The 25945-nt window shown below is 59.0% G+C and carries 23 protein-coding genes; 15 read left to right on the top strand and 8 right to left on the bottom strand.

The annotated features are described in order from the left end of the window. Nucleotides 1-19 precede the first annotated feature (19 nt). The 5 genes from acsA to BZL43_RS05035 are packed head-to-tail and all read left to right on the top strand — an operon-like array spanning nucleotide 20 to nucleotide 5175. Nucleotides 20-1783, top strand: a complete 1764-nt coding sequence (gene acsA / locus BZL43_RS05055; protein ID WP_095631289.1) for an acetate--CoA ligase — start codon at nucleotides 20-22, stop codon at nucleotides 1781-1783. Then, complete coding sequence (pdhA, locus tag BZL43_RS05050; protein WP_095631288.1) at nucleotides 1780-2763, top strand: pyruvate dehydrogenase (acetyl-transferring) E1 component subunit alpha; 984 nt, start codon at nucleotides 1780-1782, stop codon at nucleotides 2761-2763. Before acsA ends, pdhA begins: the two co-directional genes overlap by 4 nt. Before the next feature lie 8 nt (nucleotides 2764-2771). Beyond that, nucleotides 2772-3746, top strand: a complete 975-nt coding sequence (locus BZL43_RS05045) for an alpha-ketoacid dehydrogenase subunit beta (protein ID WP_218228025.1) — start codon at nucleotides 2772-2774, stop codon at nucleotides 3744-3746. A 40-nt stretch (nucleotides 3747-3786) separates the two neighbouring features. After that, nucleotides 3787-4902 carry a dihydrolipoamide acetyltransferase family protein gene (locus tag BZL43_RS05040; RefSeq protein ID WP_095631286.1) on the top strand — a complete coding sequence of 372 codons (1116 nt, stop codon included), beginning with the start codon at nucleotides 3787-3789 and terminating at the stop codon, nucleotides 4900-4902. A gap of 9 nt (nucleotides 4903-4911) precedes the next feature. Beyond that, nucleotides 4912-5175: an acyl carrier protein gene (locus tag BZL43_RS05035; protein ID WP_095631285.1), complete on the top strand. Its 264-nt coding sequence runs from the start codon at nucleotides 4912-4914 to the stop codon at nucleotides 5173-5175. A 37-nt stretch (nucleotides 5176-5212) separates the two neighbouring features. On the opposite strand, the gene BZL43_RS05030 is transcribed toward BZL43_RS05035, so the two are convergent. Then, nucleotides 5213-5779, bottom strand: a complete 567-nt coding sequence (locus BZL43_RS05030) for a phosphoribosyltransferase family protein (RefSeq protein WP_095631284.1) — start codon at nucleotides 5777-5779, stop codon at nucleotides 5213-5215. Between the two features lie 253 nt (nucleotides 5780-6032). Here BZL43_RS05030 and BZL43_RS05025 point away from each other — a divergent pair, with 253 nt between their 5' ends. Both BZL43_RS05025 and BZL43_RS05020 read left to right on the top strand, forming a co-directional pair. After that, nucleotides 6033-6728, top strand: a complete 696-nt coding sequence (locus BZL43_RS05025; RefSeq protein ID WP_095631332.1) for a phosphoribosyltransferase — start codon at nucleotides 6033-6035, stop codon at nucleotides 6726-6728. 1 nt (nucleotide 6729) lies between these two features. Continuing rightward, nucleotides 6730-7407 (top strand): dienelactone hydrolase family protein, encoded by a 678-nt coding sequence (locus tag BZL43_RS05020; protein ID WP_095631283.1) that lies wholly within the window; start codon nucleotides 6730-6732, stop codon nucleotides 7405-7407. Nucleotides 7408-7413: 6 nt separating this feature from the next. On the opposite strand, the gene BZL43_RS05015 is transcribed toward BZL43_RS05020, so the two are convergent. Together BZL43_RS05015 and BZL43_RS05010 are read right to left on the bottom strand one after the other, a co-directional pair. Further along, a complete protein-coding gene (locus BZL43_RS05015; RefSeq protein ID WP_095631282.1) occupies nucleotides 7414-8781 on the bottom strand; it encodes an erythromycin esterase family protein in 1368 nt (455 codons plus the stop codon). Between the two features lie 158 nt (nucleotides 8782-8939). Then, on the bottom strand, nucleotides 8940-9482 hold the full coding sequence (locus BZL43_RS05010) for an Hsp20/alpha crystallin family protein (RefSeq protein ID WP_095631281.1): 543 nt from the start codon (nucleotides 9480-9482) through the stop codon (nucleotides 8940-8942). 227 nt (nucleotides 9483-9709) lie between these two features. Here BZL43_RS05010 and BZL43_RS05005 point away from each other — a divergent pair, with 227 nt between their 5' ends. Then, entirely contained in the window at nucleotides 9710-11989 is a 2280-nt protein-coding gene (locus BZL43_RS05005; RefSeq protein ID WP_095631280.1) for a heavy metal translocating P-type ATPase, read from the top strand. Nucleotides 11990-11999: 10 nt separating this feature from the next. Here the strand turns inward: BZL43_RS05005 and BZL43_RS05000 are convergent, their stop codons facing one another. Then, a complete protein-coding gene (locus tag BZL43_RS05000; protein WP_095631279.1) occupies nucleotides 12000-12425 on the bottom strand; it encodes a potassium channel family protein in 426 nt (141 codons plus the stop codon). A gap of 48 nt (nucleotides 12426-12473) precedes the next feature. Continuing rightward, the gene (locus BZL43_RS04995; protein WP_095631278.1) at nucleotides 12474-13121 is read right to left on the bottom strand and encodes a BON domain-containing protein; all 648 of its coding nucleotides are present in this window, start codon (nucleotides 13119-13121) and stop codon (nucleotides 12474-12476) included. 290 nt (nucleotides 13122-13411) lie between these two features. Here BZL43_RS04995 and BZL43_RS04990 point away from each other — a divergent pair, with 290 nt between their 5' ends. Together BZL43_RS04990 and BZL43_RS04985 are read left to right on the top strand one after the other, a co-directional pair. Then, nucleotides 13412-14800 carry an MBL fold metallo-hydrolase RNA specificity domain-containing protein gene (locus BZL43_RS04990; RefSeq protein ID WP_095631331.1) on the top strand — a complete coding sequence of 463 codons (1389 nt, stop codon included), beginning with the start codon at nucleotides 13412-13414 and terminating at the stop codon, nucleotides 14798-14800. A gap of 44 nt (nucleotides 14801-14844) precedes the next feature. Next, on the top strand, nucleotides 14845-17685 hold the full coding sequence (locus tag BZL43_RS04985) for a cation-translocating P-type ATPase (RefSeq protein ID WP_218228024.1): 2841 nt from the start codon (nucleotides 14845-14847) through the stop codon (nucleotides 17683-17685). A 45-nt stretch (nucleotides 17686-17730) separates the two neighbouring features. On the opposite strand, the gene BZL43_RS04980 is transcribed toward BZL43_RS04985, so the two are convergent. After that, the gene (locus tag BZL43_RS04980) at nucleotides 17731-18651 is read right to left on the bottom strand and encodes a universal stress protein (RefSeq protein ID WP_095631277.1); all 921 of its coding nucleotides are present in this window, start codon (nucleotides 18649-18651) and stop codon (nucleotides 17731-17733) included. Between the two features lie 438 nt (nucleotides 18652-19089). Between BZL43_RS04980 and BZL43_RS04975 the strand changes: the two genes are divergently transcribed. Further along, nucleotides 19090-20007: a universal stress protein gene (locus BZL43_RS04975; protein WP_095631276.1), complete on the top strand. Its 918-nt coding sequence runs from the start codon at nucleotides 19090-19092 to the stop codon at nucleotides 20005-20007. Nucleotides 20008-20074: 67 nt separating this feature from the next. On the opposite strand, the gene BZL43_RS04970 is transcribed toward BZL43_RS04975, so the two are convergent. Then, nucleotides 20075-20623 (bottom strand): Hsp20/alpha crystallin family protein, encoded by a 549-nt coding sequence (locus BZL43_RS04970; RefSeq protein ID WP_095631275.1) that lies wholly within the window; start codon nucleotides 20621-20623, stop codon nucleotides 20075-20077. A gap of 144 nt (nucleotides 20624-20767) precedes the next feature. Beyond that, nucleotides 20768-21664, bottom strand: coding sequence for a DMT family transporter (locus BZL43_RS04965; protein ID WP_095631274.1), 897 nt, complete (start codon nucleotides 21662-21664; stop codon nucleotides 20768-20770). Nucleotides 21665-21752: 88 nt separating this feature from the next. Here BZL43_RS04965 and BZL43_RS04960 point away from each other — a divergent pair, with 88 nt between their 5' ends. From BZL43_RS04960 to BZL43_RS04945, 4 genes are all read left to right on the top strand, one after another. After that, nucleotides 21753-23084, top strand: coding sequence for a PLP-dependent aminotransferase family protein (locus tag BZL43_RS04960; RefSeq protein WP_095631273.1), 1332 nt, complete (start codon nucleotides 21753-21755; stop codon nucleotides 23082-23084). Between the two features lie 160 nt (nucleotides 23085-23244). Beyond that, a complete protein-coding gene (locus BZL43_RS04955; RefSeq protein ID WP_095631272.1) occupies nucleotides 23245-23814 on the top strand; it encodes a YceI family protein in 570 nt (189 codons plus the stop codon). 59 nt (nucleotides 23815-23873) lie between these two features. After that, complete coding sequence (locus tag BZL43_RS04950) at nucleotides 23874-24584, top strand: GNAT family N-acetyltransferase (RefSeq protein ID WP_095631271.1); 711 nt, start codon at nucleotides 23874-23876, stop codon at nucleotides 24582-24584. Nucleotides 24585-24899: 315 nt separating this feature from the next. Next, on the top strand, nucleotides 24900-25945 hold a 1046-nt coding region (locus BZL43_RS04945), incomplete at its 3' end, for a malate:quinone oxidoreductase (RefSeq protein WP_143517828.1).

Here is a 25945-nt window from a genome sequence, read left to right as displayed (position 1 = left end):
TATCGACGAGGTAAATCACATGCATTTGCCGATTATCAAAAAAACAATCGCCGATTTGCCGACTACGCCCAATTGGCTGGAAAGCGAGCAAGCCCGCCAAGCCTTTTCGTGGCAGGTGGAAGCAGACGAATTGGCCCGATTGCCGGGAGGCGGTTTGAACCTTGCCTATGAGGCCGTGGACCGGCATGCAATGGGCGGGAATCGCCAACATACGGCATTGCGCATTCTCGATCGCAATGGCGGGCACCACGACATCAGCTATGCACAGTTGAGTGCGCAGACCAACCGATTTGCCAATGTGCTCAAAAAATTGGGCGTGGCCCCCGGCGAACGAGTGTTTGTGCTCTGCGGCCAAGGGTTGGAACTGTATCTGGGCGTGCTGGGAGGCTTGAAGCTCGGTTGCGTGGTTTCACCGTTATTCTGCGCGTTCGGCCCTGAGCCCATAGAAACCCGCATGCGGCTTGGCGAATGCAGCGTGCTGCTGACCAGCGAAACGCTTTATCGGCGCAAGATTGCGGCTATTCGTCAACGTTTGCCGACACTCAAACATGTGTTGCTGTATGACGCAGAGGGTGGGAATACGACGGCTGTGGAGGGCGCCCATAGCTTGCATCGACTGCTGGCCGAAGCCGATGACACTTTCGACATCGTCCGGACAACGGTCGACAGTCCCGCACTTTTACACTTCACCAGCGGCACCACAGGCACTCCCAAAGGTGTGTTGCATGTCCACGGCGCCACGCTGACTCACCGTGTCACCGCTAAATACGCGCTGGATTTGCACCCCGAAGATATTTATTGGTGCACCGCCGATCCGGGCTGGGTCACGGGGACTTCATACGGGATCTTCGCGCCGCTGTTGCTGGGTGTTACCAGCGTGGTCGAGGGCAACGAATTCGATGCCGAACGCTGGTACCGGATTCTCGAACAACAACGGGTAACGGTCTGGTACACGGCCCCGACGGCAATCCGCCTGTTGATGAAAGCGGGCGACGCATTGGCGCGCAGCCATCGCTTTGCGTGTCTGCGCTTTATTGCCAGCGTCGGAGAGCCGCTCAATCCCGAGGCGGTCTGGTGGGGCAAAGAGGTGCTGGGGCTGCCGATCCACGACAATTGGTGGCAGACCGAAACGGGCGGAATCATGATTGCCAATACCGTTTCGATGGCTATCAAACCAGGTTCGATGGGCAAACCCCTGCCAGGCGTCGAGGTCGCCATCGTCGAGCGCGGCGCGGACGGTGCACTGGTATTTCTCGATGATAATGAGGTCGGCGATCTGGCCCTGAAGCGGCCATGGCCCGCCATGTTTCGGACTTATCTGGGGCAGGAGGAGCGTTATCGACAGAGCTTTGTCGGTGAGTGGTACCTCAGTGGTGATCTGGTGCGTCGCGATGCCGATGGTTACTACTGGTTCGTTAGCCGTGGCGACGATGTCATCAAATCGGCCGGGCACCTGATCGGTCCGTTCGAAGTTGAAAGCTCGCTCATGGAACATCCGGCGGTGGCCGAAGTTGCGGTGATTGGCAAGCCCGATCCACTGCTGGGCGAAACCGTGAAGGCCTTCATTTCGCTCAAGAGCGGTTTCACCGCCAGCCAGGCCCTGCACGATGAGTTGCTTGGTCATGGACGCAAGCGCCTCGGTGCCGTGGTCGCGCCAAAGGAGCTGGAGTTCGTGCAGGTACTTCCGCACACGCGTAGCGGAAAACTCATGCGACGTCTGCTAAAGGCCCGGGAGCTGGGTTTGCCTGAAGGTGATACTTCCAGCCTGGAGAATCCGTCGTGAGTCTCCAATCGTTGCCTCAGGATATTGCGCTCGACTTGCTACGGGACATGGTGCGCATCCGCCGTCTTGAGGAGCGCGCCGGCGAGTTGTACGGGGAGGGCAAGATCCGTGGTTTCCTGCACCTGTACATCGGTGAAGAAGCGGTCGCCGTCGGCGTTTTGCATGCATTGGCTGCCGATGATGCGGTGGTCGCGACTTATCGCGAACATGGCCATGCACTGATCAAGGGTGTGCCCATGAAGACGATCATGGCCGAGATGTACGGACGCCAGGAAGGATGTTCGCGAGGACGCGGCGGTTCAATGCACTTGTTCGATGCCAGCACACGTTTCTTCGGCGGCAATGCCATCGTGGCCGGTGGCTTGCCACTCACGGTCGGCCTGGCGCTGGCCGAGCGTATGCAGGGGGGATCGCGTCTCTCTACGTGCTTTTTTGGTGAAGGCGCGATGGCGGAGGGCGCCTTTCATGAGTCCATCAACCTGGCCGCGTTGTGGCAGGTGCCGATGCTGTTTTGCTGCGAGAACAACTTGTATGCCATGGGCACGGCCCTGGCGCGTTCGCAGTCGCAAACCGATTTGTGTACCAAAGCCTCGGCGTACAAGGTCGATACCCGATCCGTCGATGGCATGGATGTGATTGCGGTGTACGAAGCCGCTTGTGACGCTGTTAAACATATCCGGGAGGGGCATGGGCCTTTTTTTCTGGAGTTTCGCACCTATCGATTTCGTGCCCATTCGATGTTCGACCCGCAGCTGTATCGTGACAAGGCTGAGGTGGAGCAATGGAAGGCGCGCGGACCGATTCATACCTACAGTGCACAACTCAAGGCAGAAGGCCTTTTGGACGAGCCCGGTTTTCTGGAGATCCTGGCCGAGGTGGACGCTGAAGTGGAAGCCGCTGTCGCTTATGCCGAAAGCGGGAGCCTGGAACCGCTTGAGGATTTGTCTCACGATGTTTACACCTCGAGGTCGGCATCATGAGCGCTCGCATGACGTATCGTGAAGCGTTGCGCGAGGCCCTGCGCGACGCGCTGCAGCGGGACCCACGGGTATTTCTGATGGGCGAGGACGTCGGCCGTTACGGTGGCAGCTATGCCGTGTCCCTGGGGTTGCTTGAAGCGTTCGGCCCCGAGCGCATTCGAGACGCGCCGCTGTCGGAATTGGGCTTCGTGGGGGCCGGTATCGGGGCCGCCTTGGGCGGCATGCGGCCGATTGTAGAAATCATGACCGTGAATTTCAGCCTGCTCGCCCTCGATCCTCTGATGAATACGGCAGCAGCCCTGAGGCACATGTCCGGCGGACAGTTCTCCGTTCCCCTGGTCGTGCGCATGGCCACAGGCGCGGGACGTCAGCTCGCCGCGCAGCACTCCCACAGTCTGGAAGGTTGGTACGCGCATATTCCCGGCCTGAAAATTCTGGCTCCGGCGACCCTCGAAGACGCACGCGGCATGCTCTGGCCAGCGCTGCTGGATCCAGACCCGGTGCTGATTTTCGAACATGCCCAGCTCTACAACATGGAGGGCGATACAGGCGACTGGGAGACGCTGGACATCCGTAGCGCCAAGGTCCGGCGTGTCGGTAACGACCTGACCCTGATCACCTACGGCGGCACACTCGGCAAGGCCCTGACGGCGGCTGAGCAACTGGCCGGGGAGGGCATTGATTGCGAAGTGATCGACCTGCGGGTTCTGCGCCCTCTGGATGACCAGGCAATCATGGCCTCGGTGTGTAAAACCCGTCGCGCCCTTGTCGTCGATGAAGGCTGGCGTAGCGGCAGTCTGGCCGCCGAGATCATCACGCGGATCGTCGAACAGAGCTTTTTCGAGCTGGATGCTCCGCCATCCCGGGTGTGCAGCGCCGAAGTACCGATCCCTTATCCCCGGCATCTCGAAGAGGCTGCATTGCCACAAGTGTCGACGATCGTCGCGGCCGCGCATGAGCTGTGCCAGGGAACGTCAGCGTGATGACGTCAACGTGTCGAACCCAAGGCCGGGAGGGTCAACCATGATCGAATTCAAATTGCCGTCTCTGGGGGCCGATATGGATGAAGGCACGTTGCTGGAATGGAAAATCCATCCGGGCGATGCGGTCAAGCCTGGTCAGGTGATTGCCGTGGTCGATACGGCCAAGGCCGCCATCGACGTAGAGTGCTGGCATGACAGCACGGTCCTGCAACTGCTGATCGACATCGGAGCCAAGGTACCCGTGGGTACACCCATCGCGCTGTTGCTGGAACCCGGTGAAAGTGCGCAGACTGCGCGACGGATACCCACTCCTCCGGTGCTGACCGCAGAAGAAAACCGCTCCGGTGCACGCCCGCGAATTTCTCCGGCTGCACGCAAGCGCGCTGCCGAATTGGGGTTCAGTCTCAGCCAATTGCAAGGCCATGGCCCCCACGGTGTGGTTACCCTGGAAGATGTCGAGGCTGCCGCCCGTGTGGCCCCGGAGCCTGACCATAACCAGGCCATGCGTCACACGATCGCAGCGGCCATGAGCCGTTCGAAACGCGAGATTCCCCATTATTACCTGAGCGAAACCATCGCCTTGGGTAAGGCCATGGCCTGGCTGCAGGCACACAATGCACAAGGCACATTACAGGAGCGCCTGTTGCCCAGTGCATTGCTGCTCAAAGCGGTGGCGTTGGCCCTGCGCGACTATCCGCAGCTCAACGGTTCCTGGCAGAACAATGCCTTTGAACCCGCACTCGATACTGACCTTGGAGTGGCAATTACCCTGCGTCAGGGCGGTCTGGTCGCCCCGGTTCTGCGTCATGTGGCGGACACAGCCCTGACCGATTTGATGAGAGAGCTGGCCAGCCTGGTCGAGCGCGCCCGCAGCGGCTCTCTGCGCAGCTCCGAGCTCGGTGGCGCGGGCATAACGGTCACTCAACTCGGCGATCAGGGCGTAGACAGCGTACTGGGTGTGATCTATGCGCCGCAGGTCGCTCTGGTCGGCTTCGGTCGTATCTGCGAGCGCCCCTGGGTGAATGAAGGCCAGTTGTGCGTCATGCCCACCGTCGTCAGCAGCTTGTCAGCCGATCATCGGGTCAGCGACGGTCACTATGGCGCACGTTTTCTGGGGGAAGTCCGTCGCTTGTTACAAACGCCAGAGAACCTTTGAGGTAAGCCTATGGATCCGCTACTGGTACGCAATCAAGTGTTGAGCGCCTTGAAGAGCATCGCTCCTGAAATCGAGCCTGAGCAATTACACAGTGACCGGTCGCTACGCGAGGAGGTTGATCTGGACTCGATGGACTGGCTTCGCCTCATCGAAGCCCTGCATCGGAGTCTGGGCATTGTCATCGCTGAAACCGATTACCAACAGGTGGATACCCTGGACAAACTTGTCGCCTATCTGATGCAAAAAGGTCAACCCAGCGAGCAGGCCCCTTGAAACCCCTTGGTCAGTTATCCCTTGGTCAGTTGCACCGTCAGCGGGCGGCGCCATGACGCAGCACTTCAATGCAAAACTCCATTTCATAGGGCGGCACGTTGCATTCGACGATGTCATGGGCGGCCACTTGCAGGTGCACACCGACAATATCGGCATGGATCGGCTGCTGGCAGACATGCCGGTCGACCAATACTGCCGTGTAGACCCGACGAGCCCCCAATTGCGCCAAATAGGCACAGGTGCGCAGGAGAGAATGACCTTCAAACAGCACATCATCGACAACCAGCAGCGTGGTATTGGCAAGGTCCAGCGTGTTGAGAAGCGGGTTGCCGGTCAGTGCCGTGTGTTCATGCAGCACCTTGAGGTCATCGGCATAGCGCTTGACCTTCAACGGGTAGAGAGGCAGCTCTGGCTGGCCGGTCTGACGTGACAGATGTTGCCGTAAACGCTGTGCCAGAGGCTCGCCGCGGCGCTGGATGCCAACCACTGCCGCTTGTGCAGGCGGTAACAGGGTTGCGGCCTGGCGCGCCATCGCCTGCAGCACCGAATCGAGTTCATCGCTGTCGTACAAACGCAACCGCTGATTCGCAGGCAGGTCAGGCATTGCAGCCTCCCATCCAGAGCCGGTGAGTGAATCATAGCGTAAGGGGCTGTGTGGGGCATGCGCCTGGGAGGCCCAGTGGACAGCCTTGCGCGGGGACTTGATAAAAATCAACAACAAGGAGACTTCAGGAGCGGAATCTAAACTGAAGATGATGTTTGATTCAATGAAGACGTGATGGCTGTCCACAGACTGGAGAAGTCAGGGTGGTGTAATACGAGCCGACACGCGTGATCGTCCGGGGAGGTTTCAAGTGATTCGGAATTCCTCATCGCAAACCATCTTGCGCGACCGGGTTGATGCCGGTCGAAGACTGGTAGAACCGTTGCTCAAATACGCTCATCGACCCGATGTCATCGTTCTCGCCTTGCCCCGTGGCGGCGTGCCGGTGGCCTATGAAATTGCCACGGCCCTGAAGATTCGCCTCGACCTGATGCTGGTCCGCAAGCTCGGGGTGCCCTCTCATGAGGAGTTCGCCATGGGCGCGATTGCCAGTGGCGGCATACAAATCGTCAATGAGGAGGCGCTGCGGGCGAACCGTATCGATCAGCGCACACTCGATAACGTGGTCGCACGGGAAACGCAGGAGTTGTTGCGTCGCGAGCGTGCCTACCGTGGGACGCGGGTGCCGGTGCAACTCAAGGATCAGGTGGTGATTCTGGTCGACGACGGCCTGGCGACAGGGGCCTCTATGATGGCGGCGATACGCGCGGTGCGCCTGCAATCACCGTCGCGTATCGTCGTTGCGGTGCCGGTGGCACCGCTCGATACGCTCGAAGCCCTGTATAGCGAAGTCGATGAGGTGATCTGCCCGCTGATTCCTGAGTGGATGATGTCGATTGGTTATTGGTACATGAACTTTTCCCAGACCTCGGACGATGAAGTTATCGATCTTTTGCATCGGGCCTGGCACAGAGAATCCGGCTGGAGTGTTCCCGGTCAGGAGGATTGAAATGATTGAGGCTCGCTATCGAAAGCTGGACCTGGGGGACGTGGCGCTGTCTGCTGACTTGCGCCTGCCCAAGAACGCTGTCGGCCTGGTGGTCTTCGTCCATGGCAGCGGCAGCAGTCGTTCAAGCCCGCGTAATCAACACGTTGCCGAGTCTTTGGCCAGGCGGAGGCTGGGTACCTTACTGTTCGACCTGCTCACGGAACCAGAGCAATACCTGGATAACCAGACCCGGGAACTGCGTTTCGACATCGAACTACTTTCCAGACGACTGGTGAAGGTAATCGACTGGATTGGCCAGGATGCAGAACTGCAACAGCTTCGGATCGGATTGTTCGGCGCCAGCACCGGTGCCGCTGCGGCGCTAAGGGCAGCGGCCGATCGTGCGGACCGGGTGCATGCCGTGGTGAGCCGGGGAGGGCGGACCGACCTTGCAGGTGCGGCGCTGGCCCGCGTGAAGGCGCCGACCCTGCAAATTGTCGGTGAGCAAGATCCGGTGGTGATCAATCTGAATGTGCAAAGCAGTCATGCCTTGCGGTGTGAGAAACGTCTGGAAGTCGTGCCGGGCGCTACGCATCTTTTTGAAGAAAAAGGCGCGCTTGAAACCGTCGCCAGGCTGGCTGGCGACTGGTTCGAGCGGTATCTGCACGGTGGTGGTCCAGTGTCGACCTCCACCGGTTGATGCTTGTCAGACGCCAAATGGAAAGGTTTCGTCTTCCGGTTCCAGCGTCTGGCTTTTTGGCAAGGGCAAGGCCGTCACCGGTTGCGTCTGTTCAATCCAGACCATGGCGTCGAATTGTTCGGCCAGCACCGCCTCGAAGTAGTGACTGCTGCGTTCGGTTTCGGGGCGATAAATCACCCCGATGGCCCGCTCCAGCAGCGGTTCGGACAGGGCTTGACGCAGGTCTTTTCGCTGCGGATCTCGCCAGTCGGTCAATGAAGCCGGCACGCCGGCCTTGAGGAACTGACGCTCCCAACTGTCTGGACGAGATGGCCGAACGTCCTTGATGAGCATCTCCCCATCCCAATCATCGGCCGCGGCCACTTGGCCACGGTCGGTGCTCATGCCGATCAGCACGACATCGCGCCCATAGGCACTGCGGCACAGCTGCCCGATATTGAACTGCCCCCTCCAGCCCATCTGCGTGGCGGCCGCATTGCCGATATGCGAGTTGTGCGCCCACACCACGGCTTTGGCTTGAGGGCCCCGGTGCTCAAGCAGCGCCTGTAATGTGTCGAACATATGCCGGTCACGCAGGTTCCAGGAGGCGGTCGAACCTCGATAAATCGCGCGGTAATACTGTTCCGCCGCCCGGACGACCCGGGCGTTTTGCGTTGCATCGAAGAACGCCTCATCGTCCTGGATAAGCCCGGCCAACTGTTCGGCGAGCATGGCATTGAGCTGTTCGACCACCGCATGCTCGCAAGGCATTACACCGTCGCGTTCGACAAAGTGGCCGTACAGCGCAGGATCATCCTGCCAAGGCGTCAAACAGCCATAGCGCCGCCGAGCTTCGTGTGCCAGCTGCGGGTCGACTCGGTCCAGATAACTCAGCACTTCATGGATCGAGTTGCGCAAACTGTAAACGTCGAGGCCGCGAAACTCGACGCGGCGTTCAGGTGCATGTTGATGGTTGTACTGATGCAGCCAGTGGGCGAACGCTTGCACATCGGTATTGCGCCACATCCAGGTGGGGAACCGGCTGAAGATGTGCCGTGTCCACGCCGAATGCGCCAACCCTCGGGCATAACGGTCAACATGGCCTGCGTCTGGCCAGTCGGCTTCAACGGCAACAATGTTGAACCCGTGCTGCTCGATCAGTCGTTGGGTGATCGCCGCCCGGGTTCGATAGAAATCGCTGGTGCCATGGCTGGCTTCTCCGATCATCACCACGCGCGCATCCGCGTAGCGGTCGAACATTTCACCCAATGCGGCCGAATTCAGTTCCGGCAAGGGCTCGGCGTACTGACGCAGGAGCGGGGCGATGGAGGCCTCGTCAATGTGCGTATGCGCGCCATAAAGTGTGTTCAGCCTATCTTGGGAAGGTGTGTTCATGAACGTCACCCCATAAAGGCGGGTTGGCCGTCGTGCCATGCGGCGCGGTATTCACGTCGACTGTCAGGGGCCGCACTGACTTGAACTGTTTGATCTATTTTCACAAGGATAAAAAGCCCCTCGGCGGTTTCCCGACAAGGGGCAGGACGGTCGGGCGATCAGTCGGCCTTGATCGGCACGACTTTATCCGCCTGCATGGCCTCAGGCTTTTTCGGCAGCGAGACCTTCAGCACGCCTTTGTTGAAACTCGCTTCGATCTTCTCGGCGTCGACGCCTTTGGGCAGGTTGAACATCCGCTCGAAGGAACCATAGCTACGCTCGTTGAGGTAATAGCCCTTCCTTTTCTCTTCTTTCTCCTCTTTCTTTTCGCCTTTGATGATCAGGCTGCCGTTGGACAGTTTGATCTCGATGTTCTTCTGATCCATGCCGGGCAATTCGGCAGTGACTTCGAAGCTTTTGTCATTCTCGGTGATGTCTACCGCAGGCATTCCGCGGCCTGACAGCTCTCGGCGCCACAGAGGGTCTACATCGAATAACCCACGGCTGAATGGCGACAACCCTGAACCGCGATGGAAGTCTTCAAACAAGTGATCCACCTGTTGGCGAAGCTTTTCCAAGGGCCGCCACAGATCGGTTGTCGATGGGCGCAGAGCGGTTTTTTCTTCGGTTTTCACGGGGACTTTTTTCGCAGAGTCGGTCATTTCGTTTCTCCACTGAGTGAATAGCAGATACGGCGGTGTGAACGTTGACTCTTAATCTCTACGTGAATGGCCAAAGCCAGTTTGATCCAGATCAGAAAGAGCGCAGACAGCAATGGGGGGCTGGCAGCAGCCGTTGCGCTAACGATAAATACAGACGCATTGCGGACATGCCGGCCATTGGAGTCCTAAGCTCTATCCATTCATGTCGCGTGCAGGAACTCACATCAATGTTCGGTAAGTGGCTGGACCCGGCGCTATTGCTGCTCACCACCCTGACCCTGCTGGTCGGGGGCATTGCGCAGATCGCCCAACAGTCTGACTGGGCGTCGATTTGCTGGGCCGCAGGCAGTCTGGTGATGGCCCTGGTATTGCTCGTCGAGATTGCCGGGCGCCTGGCCCGGCGCGAGGCCGGTGTCGATCTGATTGCATTGCTGTCGATTGCAGCGGCGCTGTTTTTTGAACAGACGCTGGTGGCGGCGGTGATTGCCTTGATGCTGGCGTCAGGACGCATCCTCGAGTTTTTTACCAGACAACGTGCCGAACGCGAGCTGCGTGCGCTGGTAGACCGGGCGCCACGCTTTGCCTGGCTGCAAGAAAATGGCGATTTACGGCAGATACCGGTTGAGCAGATCCAGCCGCAGCAGACACTGCTTGTACGCTTGGGGGAGGTGGTACCGGTCGATGGCTGTCTACTCAGTTCTGGCGCCGTTCTGGACGAATCGGCACTCAGCGGTGAGTCACTGCCGGTCACCCGCCAGGCAGGGGAGCAACTGCCCAGTGGCGTGACCAATGTCGGTGCGCCCATTCTCCTGGCTGCCACGCGAACGGCAGCGCAGAGCACCTATGCCGGGGTGGTGCGCCTGGCCGAAGCCGCACGACGCTCGCGCGCGCCTTTTGTGCGTCTGGCCGACCGTTATGCATTGCTCTTCATTCCTCTGACATTGCTGATTGCCGGGATCGCCTGGTACATCAGTGGAGATTCTTTGCGAGCGCTGGCGGTTTTGGTGGTGGCCACACCTTGTCCTTTGATTCTGGCGGTGCCGATCGCAATCATGTCAGGTATCTCCAGAGCGGCGCGGCGCGGGATCCTGATCAAGGACGGCGTGACCCTGGAAGCGCTGGCCGGGGTCAAGCAAGTGTTTCTCGACAAGACCGGCACGCTGACCAGCGGCCATGCCCGTCTGCAGTCGATTGAAACCAACGGAGCGTTCGAACCGCAGCGCCTGCTTGGCCTGGCCGCTTCGCTGGCGCAAGCCTCGACGCACCCGATTTCCCAGGCCATTGTCACAGCGGCCTGTCAGCGTGGATTGCCGCTCAGCCTGCCGCAGGACGTTGAGGAAATTCCGGGCGCAGGTCTTAGCGGGCTGATCGATGGCCTGCGGGTGCGTTTCGGCACCTTGTCGTTCGTTCATAAAGACATGCCTGTGCCTGGCTGGGCCACAACCATGCTGCGCCACATGGATTACCTGGCGTGCAGTGGCAGTTTCATTGAAGTGGATGGGGCACTCGCCGGTTTGCTGGTTTTCTCGGACAACCTGCGTCGGGAAACCCCGCTAACCCTGCGTCGACTGCGCAACAGAGGCATCGAGCGAGTCGTCATGCTCACGGGTGATCGCCTGGAAACCGCCGAGATGATTGCGCTGTCGGCCGGTATCGACGAGCTGCGTGCCGGGTTGACCCCTGAGGATAAAGTGCGTGTGGTCCAGGAAGGCTGCCTGCGCGCCAGCACACTGATGGTGGGCGATGGCATCAACGATGCCCCCGCACTGGCGGCGGCCCATGTCGGTGTGGCGATGGGAGCCAGCGGTGCCACGGCCTCTGCGCAAGCCGCGGGGGTTGTGCTGCTGGTGGATCGCCTGGATCGCCTGGTAGAGGCGCTGGACATTGCCCGCCGAACCCGTCACATCGCCCGCCAAGGCGTGTTGGTCGGCATGGGCATGTCCTTGCTGGCCATGGTTGTGGCGGCCTTCGGTTACCTGCCGCCGCTTATTGGCGCGATTGTGCAGGAAGGCATCGACGTGGTGATCATTATCAATGCCCTGCGTGCATTGATGCCGTCGCGAGGTCTGCGCCAACAGCTTGCCGGAGAGCATATCGATCGCCTGCAGGATGAACACGATCAACTCTGCGCAGTGCTGAGCGATCTGCATAAGATGGCCAACGACTTTGCCCTGCGTCCTCTTGAGCAAGCACAGACCGACCTGGACGAACTGGTGAATAAGCTGCAAACCTCACTGGCCCGCCATGAACACGAAGATGAAAAAAACCTGTACCCGTTGCTGACGCGAAATATGCAGGGTGAGGATCCCTTGTCGGCATTGAGCCATGCCCATCGAGAGATCTTTCGCCTTATTCATGTGCTGGCGCGCATGAGCGCTGACTTCAGTGCCGACCCTGCAACGGCTTGCGCCGATGAGATTCAGCACCAGTTGATTCGTCTGGATACCCTTGTGCAACTGCACTTCGACCAGGAGGAGGAACTGTTCCGTTATCTCGACAGGCGCTAAGGGCGGAGGGTTATTTGCGCTTCCAGTACTTCTGCATTTCGATAAACAGAAAGGATGCCGTCCAGGTGATGAGCACCAGACCGGTCAGGGCCTCCAGACCCGTGAGGTACTTGAGGTTGCCCACCGGTGCAATGTCGCCGAAACCGATTGTGGTGTACGTGGTGAATGAAAAATACACGCAGTCCATCAATGAACCGTCGAAACTGCCGATCAGGCTGCCCCATTTTCCGGAGCGCACCATCAGGTGATAGACCAGCGCGAAGCACCACACCTCTATGGCATGGGCCACCAGAGCACCGAACACCCCGACGACAATCCTGAAGCGGCTCCAGAGTTTAAGCTTCGGCAGCCAGTCATTGAGGCGTAACAGGCATTCGTAGTGAATCACCACGACACTGATCACCACCAGCGTATTGATCAATGTGACCGCGAACATCATGCCCCTCCAGTGAAACGCGGCCAGTGCGATCCACAGGTCATTGACTCAGGCGAGCAGCAAATGATCTTCAACCTGCTTCACGCCGGGCACCGACCAGGCTGCACGTTCCGCGATCTTGCGTTCGCGCCACAAATGAACCCTGCCTTCAAGCTTCACGGTGTCGCCTTCGACCTTGACGTGGATCTCCTTGGCATCGACTTCGGCATTGCGTTTGAGGGCATCTTCGATACGTTGCTGGACATCGACTGCATTCACCCGCGCACGAAGGGTCAGCAGGTTGTCGATGCCGACCACTCCCGACAATTTGTGCACGGCCCGCTCCACGGTTTCTTTCTGGTATTGCCAGTCCACTTCGCCTTCAAGGGTGACCCAGCCGTTCTGCACCGTGATTTCGATGTCATCTTCGGGAACGTCTGAGCTCCACGCGATGATGTTCAAGGCCCGGGCAGCGATGGTGTCATCCGCCGTACCAGCGTTTTTCTCTGGTCTGACCTGAATTTCTTCGGCCAGCGCGCGTACGCCCTTGATGCTTTTTACCGCGCGTTCCGCATTGATTTTCTGTATGTAGCTCTTGACGTGGCCGGAGAGGGTAACGACGCCGTTGTCCACGGTCACACCGATGTTGGCAGCATCGATACCTGGCTGGAACTCAAGCTCTTCCAGAATGCGTTGACGCAAACTCAAGTCGCTCATGGTGATGCCCTCTGTCCGATGGATGGATTGCAGCGGGCGCAAAGCCTGGCCCGATCAGGTTTTTTTACACGTGAATGGCATCAAGACATTGAGTTAAATCAACAACGCTTCTGTGGGTGCGTCCGGCTGTCACTAGCGGTCATTCATTGACAAAAATCAGAGTCCCACGGCCATCCGCCAGCTACTGTTCATCACAACCTGACACTTCCCTGCCGCCATGAACCGAGGGGAAAACCATGGATAAGCATTTATCCGTCGGGTAAAGCGATACCTGGCATGAGGAAATGATGATGCGTATGACATTTCTCGGTGCGGCGGGCACGGTGACCGGCAGCAAGTACCTGCTGGAACATCACGACCACCATGTGCTGATCGATTGCGGTTTGTTCCAGGGCTATAAACAACTGCGTCTGCACAACTGGGACCGTTTCCAGGTACCGGTTCGCGACCTCGATGCCATCGTGCTGACCCATGCCCATCTGGATCACAGTGGCTATTTACCGGTGCTGGTGCGCAACGGTTATCGCGGGCCGGTGTATGCCACCCCCGCAACCTGTGAACTGGTGAAAATCCTGTTGCGCGACAGTGGCCGCTTGCAGGAAGAAGAAGCCGAGTTTGCCAATCGCCATGGCTTCTCCAAACACAGTCCGGCGCTGCCGCTTTATACCGAGCACGACGCCGAGCAGGCGCTCAAGCTGTTGCATCCGGTGGAGTTGCATCACCGGGTCCAGATTGTTCCGGGCATGAGCATCCTGTTGCGCTGCGCCGGGCACATACTGGGCGCCGCCACGGTGGAAGTGGTGGCCGATGGCATGACGCTAGTGTGCTCCGGGGACCTGGGGCGGCCGAACGATCCATTGATGTTCGCCCCGCAAATCATCGAGCAGACCGATTATCTGCTGGTGGAATCGACCTACGGTGACCGCCAGCACCCGGTTGAATCCCCGGAGGAGCAACTGGCTCAGGTCATCACCCGCACCGCTTTGCGCCACGGCATCACGCTGGTGCCCTCATTTGCGGTCGGACGCGCGCAATTGCTGATGTATTACCTGTACAGGCTTGTCCAGGCACGGGCGATTCCGGACCTGCCGATCTACCTCAACAGCCCCATGGCCACCGACGTTACGCGCCTTTATCAGCGTTTTCGCAGTGAACACCGCTTATCACTGCAAGAGTGCGAGGGCATGTGCCATGTCGCGCAGTTCGTGCGCTCGACCCGAGACTCAATCGAACTGGACCAGCAACGCACCCCGGCGGTGATCATCGCCGCCAGCGGCATGGCCACCGGTGGGCGCGTCCTTCATCACCTCAAGGCACTGGCCCCCAACCCGTTGAACACGTTGCTGGTGCCGGGCTTCCAGGCGGGCGGTACCCGTGGTGCGCAGATCGTCGCCGGTGCGCCATCGGTGCGTATTCATGGCAAAGACGTGCCGATCCGGGCCGAGGTGGTACCGATGCAAACGCTGTCCGCTCATGCCGATGCGGATGAAATCATGCAGTGGTTGCGCGGGTTCAAACGGCCGCCGAAACACACTTATGTGGTGCATGGGGAACCGAATGCCTCGGATGTACTGCGCCGGCGTATCAGTCTGGAACTGGGCTGGTCGGTGTCGGTGCCGGAGTACCGCGACAGTGTTGAATTAACCCCCCTCGATCAGCCCTCAAGCTCATCACTGTGACATAAACCCCTTGGCCGGTTGTCCGGCAAGGAGCCGGGGATAAGATGAGCATGACAGTCGAGTCTGGCAGCCACACGATCACTCACCCTCACCTTGAAGACGTGGGAATGGTTGCCCGTGAGCTGGACACTGACATCGGCCTGGGCTTGTCCAGTGCACAAGCCCAGGCCCGTCTGAACCGAGACGGGCCCAATGCGTTACGGGTTCAACCGGTCAAACCCGCCTGGCATTATCTACTGGTGCAGTTTCAGGATCCGCTGGTGTATCTGCTGCTCGTCGCAGTGGCCATTACCTTGGCCATCTGGTGGCTGAGCGATAGCCGCGATTGGCCTGTTGATGCATTGGTCATCACCCTGATTGTGCTGGCTAATGCATTCCTCGGATTTTTCCAGGAAACCCGCTCACAGCGAGCTGTGGCAGCGCTGGCCAGACTGACCCAAACCTCGTCCTCCGTCATTCGCAATGGAGCCTTGACGCGTATCCCCAGTGAGCAACTGGTAGTCGGCGATCTGCTGGTGTTATCCGAAGGTGATTCGGTGGGCGCCGATGCTCGTCTTGTTCAGGCCAATGCCTTGCGGGTCCTGGAAGCATCGCTGACCGGAGAAAGTGAAGCGGTCTCGAAAAACACTACGTGTTCGAGCACCGAAGTCCCTTTGGCAGAGCGCTCCAATATGGTGTTCAAAGGCACAGCCATCGCCCAGGGTTCGGGGCTCGGCATCGTCACGGCCGTTGGTATGGCGACTGAAATCGGGGCGATCGCTCATCTGCTGGACGTCACGCCCGAAGAGGTGACGCCACTGCAAAAGGAAGTACGCGCCATAGGGCGGATGCTCGGCATGGCGGTTCTGCTGATCGCGGCGGTTGTCGTTGCGGCAGTGCTGATGCTCACTGATGTTCACACGGTCGACGACGTGCTGCGGGTGCTTCTGCTGGGTGTGTCTCTGGCGGTCGCGGCGGTGCCAGAGGGGCTGCCTGCGGTTTTATCACTGGTGCTCGCATTCGGCATGCTGCGGATGGCCCGCAACAAAGCCATCATCAAGCGACTGTCTTCGGTTGAGACCCTGGGGTCTGCATCGGTCATCTGCACCGACAAGACCGGCACGCTGACCCGTTCTGAAATGACCATCCAGCAAACCATGACGGCATCAGGCAAAGGGGTCGTCAGCGGCGTCGGTTATGCCCCGCAGGGGCAGATTCACCACCAGGACCTGCCCATGAGCGGCGGCCCGGTGCACAGCGAAAATGTGCTGTTACTGCGTGGTGGAAGCCTGGCGGGCAATGCCGCGCTGACGCAGCAGGAAGAGGGCAGCTGGGTGATTCAAGGCGATCCGACCGAGGGCGCTTTTCTGGTGGCGGAGCGCAAGCTTGATGCCCCGGTTCGCAGCACGGAACGCTTCGAGCGCGTGGCGGAAATACCCTTTACCTCTGATCGAAAAATGATGTCGGTACTGGTCATCGATCATGAGCGCAACGATGAGCGATTGCTGATCAGCAAGGGCGCGCCGGATGTGCTTCTTCAACATTGCACACACGTTCAGGTCGGCATGGATGTCGTGCCACTCACCGACGACCTGCGTGCCAAAGCCGTGGCCGATGTGAATGAATTATCGGGTGCCGCTTTGCGCACGCTGTCCGTGGCGTACCGTCCGTTGTCACCCGAAGAGGATGTCACGGCCGGTCAACCCCTTGAGAAAGCGCTGGTTTTCATCGGGACGGTCGGCATCAGTGATCCACCGCGCGAAGAAGTCGCGCCAGCCATTGCCGAGGCCCATCGGGCAGGCATCCGCATCATCATGATCACTGGCGACCATCCGCGAACGGCTGCCCGCATCGCCGAGGACCTGGGCATCATCCAGGCCGGTGGAGGGGCTTTGACCGGTGCCGACCTGGATGAACTGGACGATGCGGCCTTGGCCGAGGCGGTCAAATCGACATCTGTTTATGCACGCGTGGCGCCCTCGCATAAGCTGAGGATTGTCGACGCGCTTCAGGCGCAGGGGCATGTGGTGGCGATGACCGGGGATGGTGTGAATGATGCACCGGCACTGAAGTCAGCCGATATCGGCATTGCCATGGGCATCACCGGGACGGAGGTGACCAAGCAGGCGGGAAAAATGATTCTGGCTGATGATAACTTCGCGACCATCGTGCTGGCCGTTCGCGAAGGGCGCGGGATTCTGGACAATATCCGCAAGTTTCTTCGTTACTTGCTGTCTTCCAATATGGGGGAAGTTCTAACGGTCTTTCTTGCCGTCGTCGGTGCCGGGATTATTGGCTTGGTAGACGAGAAGGGCGGGATCATCCTGCCGCTGCTGGCCACACAGATTCTGTGGATCAACCTGATCACTGATGCGGCGCCTGCCATCGCGATGGGGCTCGATCCGCACAGTGAGGATGTGATGACACGCAGCCCGCGCAAGCCAACGGATCGAATCATCGACACAAACATGTGGAGCGGCGTGCTCCAGGTCGGTCTGGCGATGGCGTTGGCGAGTTTGCTGACGGTCGACTGGATGCTGCCTGGTGGCCTGATACCGGGCAATGAATCGCTGGTTCAGGCCCGTACGGCCTGTTTTACGGTGCTGGTATTGGCGCAACTGTTCAATGCACTGAGTGCTCGCTCGGAATCAGCCAGTGCATTCATCGGATTATTCGCCAACCAGTGGCTCTGGGGTGCAATAGTCCTGGCGATGACCTTGCAGATTGCCGTGGTGCACTGGCCACCACTGAACAAGGCTTTCAATACGAGTGCATTGACGCTGGGCCAGTGGGGCCTGTGTTTTGCTATGGCCAGCACAGTTTTCTGGTTCAGTGAATTGCGCAAACTTGTGTTGCGTTTGAGCAGCCCGTGGCGAGAAAAGAACCTGTGCCAGAAATTGTCCTGAGTTTGCTGGCCCGGCTCAGCGCCCGAGCGAGGTCCCGGCTTCGCTCTACAGGTCTTCAGGTGAAAGCACCCATACGCTGCACGGCATTTTGTACAGCAAATGCTCCACGGTGCTGCCCACCAGTCGATCCATGCCACGATGGCCGACCCGGCCCATGACAATCACATCGACGTTGTACGCATCGGCGTAATGGGTAAGGACCTTGGCCGGGTTGCCCATGATCATGTGCTGTTGCTCCGGCGCAATACCGTTGCGTTCGGCCAGTTCGCGGAAGGCATCGGCTTGTGCGTCGAACAGTGTCTTGGCTTTGCCTGAAGCGAAAAACGTCGAGCTGTTATCGAAATCGAACTCGTCCGCGCTGATCGATGACAGGTCATGGGCGTAGATAACATCGAGCTCGGCGTTGCAGGTGCTGGCCAGTTTTGACGCCTCGCGCAGAATCCTGTCGTTGAAATCCTTGTACTGAGTATTGCTGTGGAAGGGGTCGACCGCGGCGACGATCTTGCGCGGCAACGCGTGCTGCACATGGCTGACAAAATGCAGCGGAACCGGGCATTCGCGCAGCAGATGAATATCCAAAGGCGTGAACATGATCCGTGACAGCAGCGACTCGTATTCCAGAGCCTTGATCAGGACTGCCATCGGTTGTTCTTTGAGGTGAACGAGGATTTCCTGCAACGGTCTTTCAACCCAAACCACCTCAGTGGTGACGGGCACGCCGATTTTACGCAAGGGACGGGCCTGTTCTTCGAGCCATTGGCGATGGCGCTCGACATACCCGAGCCGCATCTGCTCCAGCACTTGTCCATTGACCAGGTTGGCCGTTGCCAAACCTTCCAGGTAATCGAAGGCGACGATGTGCAGGGCCGCGCCCGAGGCCTTGGCCAACGCGGCGGCCCGGTCGAACGCGGGGCTGTTTTCCATGAGCGGCGAGACGACCAGCATGAAGCGTAATTGCTCAGACATGACAAAACTCCCGTCAAAAATTGCATAAACACCTGTGCTTCATGGCCCCCTGCGTTTGGGCACCGAAACCCTGTATTTATCCTGTCACTGACGGGGGGAACGGGATTGATCTTTATCAACCGGGCGAGTGATGCCGCATGCAGCCCGACGTGTGGTGGAGGCGTTGCAGAGCCGCTTTCGGGTTTGTTTGCAGCAAACTGACGATTCAGAAGAACGGTCGACCCGATAGCTGACAAAGATCAAATCCTGCGGCTCTGAAACGCTCACTCTGTGGTTCTATCCGCTGCATCGAGATGGCCGTGCGCCGAGGTGCCCTATGTCGCAGACACAGCGTTTACTATTGATCGCTCCTTGTGCCATGACTCGTACTCCGGCGTTCGACCGGGCCGCCCTGTTGGCCCGTGCGATGCAATGGCCGATGGTGCAAGGAGAGTAGAGGTGAACATTCAACGTCTGCTATTGATTGCCCCGACCGAAATGGTCCATACACCGGCTTTCGATCGGGCGCGAGCCCTGGCCTGTGCAACCGGTGCAATGTTGCACATCGTCGCTTTCGATCATGTTCAGGCACTGGCGGTGGCCGGCCTGTTCGATCACGACGCAATGGCCCAGGCGCGGGAAGGTTACTTGCAGGTGCATCGCCACTGGCTGGAACAGCAAGCCCGGTTTCAACGATGCGAGGGGTTGCAGGTGACCACTGAAGTAGTCTGGGCCAGACCGAGCCTGGCGCATCTGCTTGAGTACGTGAATGACTTCCATGCGGACCTGGTGATCAAGGACACCCACCGTGTGTCGGCACTCGACCGGGCCTTCCACCGACCGCTGGACTGGCAATTGCTGCGAGGCTGTCCGGCGCCTTTGCACCTGGTCACCGATGCCGTACACCCAAACCCGTCGAGCATACTCGCCACCGTCGACCTGTCCCATCTGGAGGCGCTGACCCAAGGGCTGAATGACCGGATTCTCGACCTCGCTTCGACACTGGCGCAATCCTGCGGCGCCACCTTGCACCTGCTCAACGTCAACGGCTGGTCGCAGTTGGGGGAGTCTGAGGTGAACGTGCCGACAGCCACACTGGATGGCAGTTTGCGAGACGCGGTCATCGATGCTCAGCTGGAGGCCTTCGAGGTGCTTGCCGAGCGCTACGGAATCGAGAAACAACAGCAACATCTATTGCCTGGGATCCCCTCTGAGGTGATCGCACATTTTGCACAACGACACGCCTTCGACATGGTGGTATTGGGGACAACCTACCATCACGGGATCGATATTTTCATCGGCAGTACAGCCGAAAGCGTATTGAACCGGGCACCTTGCAGTCTGACGATCATCAAGCCATCGTCCCAGGTCGACTGACAGGCGCAAAACAACAAAAAAGCCCCCCGGTTTCCCGGCAAGGGCTTTGTTTGTTACTGCAGGCGATTCAACTGGATTTGATTTGCACCTTTTTCTCCGCTTTCATGGCTTCGGGTTTTTTCGGCAGCGAAATACTCAGCACACCTTTGCTGAAATTTGCTTCGATCTTGTCGGGATCGACACCTTTTGGCAGGCTGAATGCCCGTTCGAAGGCGCCATAGTGACGCTCTGACAAGTAATAGCCCTTTCTTTTTTCTTCCTTGTCCTCTTTCTTTTCACCCTTGATGATCAGATTGCCGTTGGACAATTTGATGTCGATATTTTCCTGATCCATGCCTGGCAGTTCGGCGGTGATTTCGAAGCTTTCATCTTTCTCGGTAATGTCCACCGCCGGCACGCTGCGACCGATGAATTCCCGATTCCAGAACGGTTCGACATCGAATAACCCACGCCGGAAAGGCGTCAGCATCGAGCCACGATTGAAGTCTTCGAACAGGTGATCGACCTGCTGGCGCAGTTTTTCCAGAGGACGCCAAGGGTCTGATGTCGCCATCTGTTGTTGATTGGTTTTTTCTTCGTCGGTCTGCACCGGCATTTTCTTCTCTAAATCGGCCATTTTTCATTCCTCCTCTCGAGTACTGCGGTGGGCCGGAAACAACTCGGAGGCCGGTCCACCATGACGATTCAGGCCTTACCTTAAAAGGTTAGTATTCCTGCGACGGCCAGACCGACCAACAGTCGGTTTCTGACGGCGAGCAGTCTATTTCGAGAACTTGCGTGCACCGACCACGCAAAGGATCACCGCAACGGTCACACCCAACATGCCAAGGCTGACGTGTTCATGCAGCAGCGTGGCCGCCAGCGCCAGGCCAAAAAACGGCTGCAACAACTGCAGTTGACCGACGGCGGCAATCCCGCCCTGGGCCAATCCGCGATACCAGAACACGAAGCCGAGAAACATGCTGAACAGCGAGACGTAAGCCAGGCTGAACCATGCAGTCGGCGTTATTCCCGAAAGCGAAGGCGGGCTCAGGAACCAGGTCAGCGGGATCATGACCGGCAGCGACAGCACCAGGGCCCAGGAAATCACCTGCCAGCCGCCCAGTGTTCTTGAAAGCTTGGCGCCTTCTGCATAGCCCAATCCGCAGGCGAGGATGGCCAGCAACATCAGAATGTCCCCCGCAGGAGAAGCGCTCAGGCCTTGGGAGACGGCAAACCCCACCACCAGCAGGCTTCCCGACACCGAGAAAAACCAGAAGACCGGCCGCGGACGCTCACCACCGCGCCAGACTCCAAAGGCTGCCGTGGCCAATGGCAACAGGCCAACGAAGACGATGGAGTGCGCAGACGTCACATATTGCAGCGCCAGCGCCGTCAGCAGCGGAAACCCCACTACAACGCCAAAAGCCACAATTGCCAGGGAAAGCAGCTGACCCTTGGCCGGCCGTTTTTCGTTGAAAAGCAGCAACATCCCCAGCGCCAGAAAGGCAGCGATGCTGGCCCGGGCAACCGTCAAAAAGACCGGGTCAAATTCCAGGACAGCCACCCGCGTCGCTGGCAGCGAGCCGCTGAAAATGAGCACGCCGAGGAACCCGTTGAGCCAGCCGCTCGCGCTCTTTACCGTGGTGTGGGTTTGCAGGTTCGATGTGCGTTCCATTGAGGACTCCCTTTATGCCAGTTGCATAGGAGGCATCGTATGGACGAAACTCAATACAATCAAAATATTGTCATGGATACACTTGCCCATGCCTCGTTCACGCTACAAATCACTGGTCGATGAATTTGCCGCGGACATCCGTTCAGGACGACTGTTGCCAGGCACGCGCCTGCCGACCCACCGTCAGTTGGCGGCAACGCAAGGCCTGGCACTGGTGACGGCTAGCCGGGTTTACGCGGAGCTGGAAGCCATGGGCCTGGTCAGCGGGGAAATGGGGCGGGGCACCTTCGTGAGAGAAACCTCGTGGTCGCCGGGCCAGAGTATCGATCAGCATAGCGTTGCCGCCGGCATGACGGACCTGAACTTCAACTATCCGGCGCTTCCAGGGCAGGCGGAACTGCTGCGAAATGCCCTGCGCCAGCTCGCCTCGGCCGGCGATCTGGAATCGCTGCTGCGCTACCAGCCACACGCGGGGCGTCTGCATGAACGTGCTTCGGTGGCGCGTCATTTGCGCGTCCGAGGCCTGGCGGTCGAGGCGCAGCAGGTGCTGATCGTCACCGGTGCCCAGCAAGGGCTGGCCGTGACCATGATGGCGCTGTTGCAACCCGGTGACGTGATTGCAGCGGACGCGTTGACCTATTCAGGCTTCAAGGCCCTGGCCGACTCATTGCACCTTGAAATCGTGCCCATTCCCGTGCTCGATCACGGCCCGGATCTGGAGGCGCTGGAAAGCCTGTGCCGGCACAGGCGCGTACGGGCCGTGTACACGATGCCGACTCTGCATAACCCGTTGGGATGGGTGATGAGTGCCGATCAACGCGATTCTCTGGTGACGATTGCGCGCCGGCATGGGCTGCTGATCATTGAGGACGCCGCTTACGCCTTCCTCGCGGAGAATCCTCCTGCGCCGCTGGCGGTACTCGCCCCTGAGAGGACGATTTACGTGTCAGGGCTCTCCAAAAGCGTGGCCACGGGGTTGCGCGTCGGCTTCGTCGTCGCCCCCCTTCAACACGTGCCCGCGCTGGAACGCACGGTCAAAGCCACCACCTGGAACACTCCCGGTGTGATGACAGCAATCGCCACTGCCTGGCTCGACGATGGCACCGTCATGCAACTGGAAGCCGAGAAGCGCCAGGACGCGCAAGCGAGGCAAGTCGTGGCCGGCGAGGTACTGGCGGGGCTGCGCTGCATTCGCCATCCCTCGTCGTATTTTCTTTGGCTGCCGTTGTCGGAAGACGCAAGGGCCGACCAGATCGCCATGGCGTTGATGCGCGTAAATGTCTCGGTTTCCACCGCCGAACCGTTCGCCACGTCAGCCAACGTTCCCCATGCGTTTCGTCTGGCGCTGGGCTCGGTGGAGCTGGGCGCATTGAGGGCGGCGCTGGAAAAAGTGAAGTGGATGATTGGAGCTTATTCGTAATAAGCCGCCAATCCTTGTAGCAGCTGTCGAGCTCCGGCTTCGCCAGCGGCTATGGATCGCATTTATCCATGGACCTAGCGTATTCAACGAATATTTGCTTAAGTCCATTGACACACCTGTGTGGTGATTGAATCCCAAGGCGCTTCAACCGGAGAATCCCATGTTCCCTCGATTCCCGCGTTTCGCCGCATTGCTCGCCATCCTCCTGGCCGGCACCTTGCCCTGCGCCCATGCCGTCGAATACACGCAAGTAAACACCACCGCCAGCAAGATCTCGTTCACCTATAAACAGTTCGGCTCCAGGGCGTACGGCACCTTCGGCAAGTTCGACGCCACGCTCGATTTCGATACGGCGAACCCCACCGCGGCCCACGCCAAGCTGACCATCGACCTTGCCAGCATCGACGCCGGGGGCAGCGATGCCAACAGTGAGCTGCAAAAACCTGCCTGGTTCAACACGGCGGAGTATCCGGTGGCGACCTTTGAATCGACTGGGGTAAAAGCGCTGGGCAATCACCGCTACCTGATCACCGGCAATCTCAACCTTCGGGGCATGACGCGAAAGTTGCAGGTCACGGTATTGCTGAAGCCGGAGAAGGGCATCGGCCTCTTCGATGGCGACATCATCGTGAAACGCCGGGACTTCAAGATCGGCGAAGGGGAGTGGGCGGACAATGTTGTCTCCAACGACATCAATATCCGTTTCCGCATCGTCGCGCCCGAGCGGTGATTTTCCTGCGAGGGCTCGATCTGTGACAATAGCGGGCTTAACCCGGAGTCTAAAACGCAATGCCCCAGCTCACCCACTTCGCCACCCCGTGCCCGGAGCCCATCAACAGCCAGATTCTGCAGATGGTCGTCGACAACCTGACCGACATCAGCATGGTGGGCATCGCGCCGAGCAACCCGTTGTACAACATCTATCAATACGCGGTGGGTTATGAGGTTCATCTCTACCTCGAAGCGCTCAGTGGCGCCAAAGGCATCGCGGTCGAACTGATCGTCGCCACGGATGATGAAGACCCGGAGCAAGTCATCGGCTTTCTGCTGTATTTGCCGGTCAAGGACGACCCCCAGGCGTGCGGTGTGGCGTACATGGCGGTGCAGGCCAGCCACCGGCGGCGGGGCGTCGCCCGGGCGATGCTGCAAGACATGCTCGACCGCTACCCGCATACCGAACTGACCTGCACCGTCGCCAAGGTGCCCTGGTTCGAATCGATGGGCTTCCAGGTGCTGGGTGTGCGCGGCACTCAGGTGCTGATGAACACCCGTGATCACGGCACCGAAGGCTTGATGGGCTTGCTGGATGTCACCTCGATCTACAGTTCTGTGGAGGTGCGGCAGATACATACGTATCTGCTGCAAAAACACGGCAAGCGGGCAATGATCGATGCGGAGAAGCAGCGCGACCGGCATCTCGACCAAATGACGCGCAACGCCAAGGCGTTTGTGCTGGATCGTTTGAGCAAAGATGCCGGGTGTGGGTCTCGTCCCGACTAGCGTGCAGTCCTTTCGGGCGCGCAGGCTGGCCGAGGCGTGATATTCTGTCGCATTAACTTGGTTTGACTTATTCGGTTCGTACGTTCACAGACGTCCGACAGAATCAATGTCGCTCAAGTAACTGAGCCAATAATGATAAAAAGTCAGTGCACGAGGGACATATAACTGAGGTCGATGGAGACACGTCGGCCTTGTGTGCCCACCTTCAAATCCTTATCGATGCAGGAACTCACGGTACGCTGCCTGCGTATCCGTACACCTGGGTTGCTCATGTTGAGGAATGAGGGCGGATGGCGTTTATCATAGGTGCTACAGATGTTTAAGAAACTGAACACGGCCCTGCTGGGGCTGACTTTGTCGATGGGGATCACGTCCGTTCAAGCGGAAGAGGCAAAGAAAGTCGATGTGCTGCTCATTGGCGGCGGCATCATGAGTGCAACGCTGGGTGTCTGGCTCAATGAGCTGGAACCTGGTCTGTCGATGGAAATGGTCGAGCGCCTCGACGGCGTCGCCCAGGAAAGCTCCAACGGCTGGAACAACGCCGGTACCGGTCACTCTGCCCTGGCCGAGTTGAACTACACCCCGGAAGACGACAAGGGCAACGTCCAGATCCCGAAAGCCGTTGAAATCAACGAAGCCTTCCAGATCTCCCGTCAGTTCTGGGCCTGGCAAGTTCAGCAAGGCGTGCTGAAGAACCCGCGTTCGTTCATCAACTCCACTCCGCACATGAGCTTTGTGTGGGGCGATGACAACATCAAGTTCCTGAAGAAGCGCTACGAAGCCCTGCAAGCGAGCCCGCTGTTCGCCGGCATGCAGTACTCCGAAGACCCGGCTGTGATCAAGAAGTGGGTTCCGCTGATGATGGAAGGGCGTGACCCGAGCCAGAAAGTCGCGGCCACCTGGAGCCCGCTCGGTACCGACGTCAACTTCGGCGAGATCACCCGCCAGTTCGTCGCACACCTGCAAACCACGCCAAAGTTCGACTTGAAAGTGTCTAGCGAAGTGCAAGACATCACCAAGAACGAAGACGGCAGCTGGCGCGTCAGCTACAAAAACCTGAAAGACGGCACCAAAACCGAAACCGACGCCAAGTTCGTCTTCATCGGCGCGGGCGGCGGTGCACTGCATCTGCTGCAGAAGTCCGGCATTCCTGAAGCCAAGGAATACGCAGGCTTCCCGGTTGGTGGTTCGTTCCTCGTGACCGAAAACCCGACCCTGGCCGAGCAACACCTGGCCAAGGCCTACGGCAAAGCCTCGGTTGGCGCACCGCCCATGTCGGTTCCGCACCTGGACACCCGTGTCCTGGACGGCAAGCGCGTCATCCTGTTTGGCCCATTCGCGACCTTCAGCACCAAGTTCCT

It is taken from the genome of Pseudomonas sp. PICF141, from assembly GCF_002286815.1.
Classification (GTDB): domain Bacteria; phylum Pseudomonadota; class Gammaproteobacteria; order Pseudomonadales; family Pseudomonadaceae; genus Aquipseudomonas.
The sequence above is the reverse complement of the archived record's forward strand: the minus strand, read 5'-3'. Positions and strand labels throughout refer to the sequence as shown.

Excerpts from the sequence above, each read along its gene's own strand:
- acsA (WP_095631289.1), top strand. The coding sequence starts at position 20 with ATGCATTTGCCGATTATCAAAAAAACAATCGCCGATTTGCCGACTACG.
- BZL43_RS05045 (WP_218228025.1), top strand. The coding sequence starts at position 2,772 with ATGACGTATCGTGAAGCGTTGCGCGAGGCCCTGCGCGACGCGCTGCAG.
- BZL43_RS05040 (WP_095631286.1), top strand. The coding sequence starts at position 3,787 with ATGATCGAATTCAAATTGCCGTCTCTGGGGGCCGATATGGATGAAGGC.
- BZL43_RS05035 (WP_095631285.1), top strand. The coding sequence starts at position 4,912 with ATGGATCCGCTACTGGTACGCAATCAAGTGTTGAGCGCCTTGAAGAGC.
- BZL43_RS05030 (WP_095631284.1), bottom strand. The coding sequence starts at position 5,779 with ATGCCTGACCTGCCTGCGAATCAGCGGTTGCGTTTGTACGACAGCGAT.
- BZL43_RS05020 (WP_095631283.1), top strand. The coding sequence starts at position 6,730 with ATGATTGAGGCTCGCTATCGAAAGCTGGACCTGGGGGACGTGGCGCTG.
- BZL43_RS05015 (WP_095631282.1), bottom strand. The coding sequence starts at position 8,781 with ATGAACACACCTTCCCAAGATAGGCTGAACACACTTTATGGCGCGCAT.
- BZL43_RS05010 (WP_095631281.1), bottom strand. The coding sequence starts at position 9,482 with ATGACCGACTCTGCGAAAAAAGTCCCCGTGAAAACCGAAGAAAAAACC.
- BZL43_RS05005 (WP_095631280.1), top strand. The coding sequence starts at position 9,710 with ATGTTCGGTAAGTGGCTGGACCCGGCGCTATTGCTGCTCACCACCCTG.
- BZL43_RS05000 (WP_095631279.1), bottom strand. The coding sequence starts at position 12,425 with ATGTTCGCGGTCACATTGATCAATACGCTGGTGGTGATCAGTGTCGTG.
- BZL43_RS04995 (WP_095631278.1), bottom strand. The coding sequence starts at position 13,121 with ATGAGCGACTTGAGTTTGCGTCAACGCATTCTGGAAGAGCTTGAGTTC.
- BZL43_RS04990 (WP_095631331.1), top strand. The coding sequence starts at position 13,412 with ATGCGTATGACATTTCTCGGTGCGGCGGGCACGGTGACCGGCAGCAAG.
- BZL43_RS04985 (WP_218228024.1), top strand. The coding sequence starts at position 14,845 with ATGAGCATGACAGTCGAGTCTGGCAGCCACACGATCACTCACCCTCAC.
- BZL43_RS04980 (WP_095631277.1), bottom strand. The coding sequence starts at position 18,651 with ATGTCTGAGCAATTACGCTTCATGCTGGTCGTCTCGCCGCTCATGGAA.
- BZL43_RS04970 (WP_095631275.1), bottom strand. The coding sequence starts at position 20,623 with ATGGCCGATTTAGAGAAGAAAATGCCGGTGCAGACCGACGAAGAAAAA.
- BZL43_RS04965 (WP_095631274.1), bottom strand. The coding sequence starts at position 21,664 with ATGGAACGCACATCGAACCTGCAAACCCACACCACGGTAAAGAGCGCG.
- BZL43_RS04960 (WP_095631273.1), top strand. The coding sequence starts at position 21,753 with ATGCCTCGTTCACGCTACAAATCACTGGTCGATGAATTTGCCGCGGAC.
- BZL43_RS04955 (WP_095631272.1), top strand. The coding sequence starts at position 23,245 with ATGTTCCCTCGATTCCCGCGTTTCGCCGCATTGCTCGCCATCCTCCTG.
- BZL43_RS04950 (WP_095631271.1), top strand. The coding sequence starts at position 23,874 with ATGCCCCAGCTCACCCACTTCGCCACCCCGTGCCCGGAGCCCATCAAC.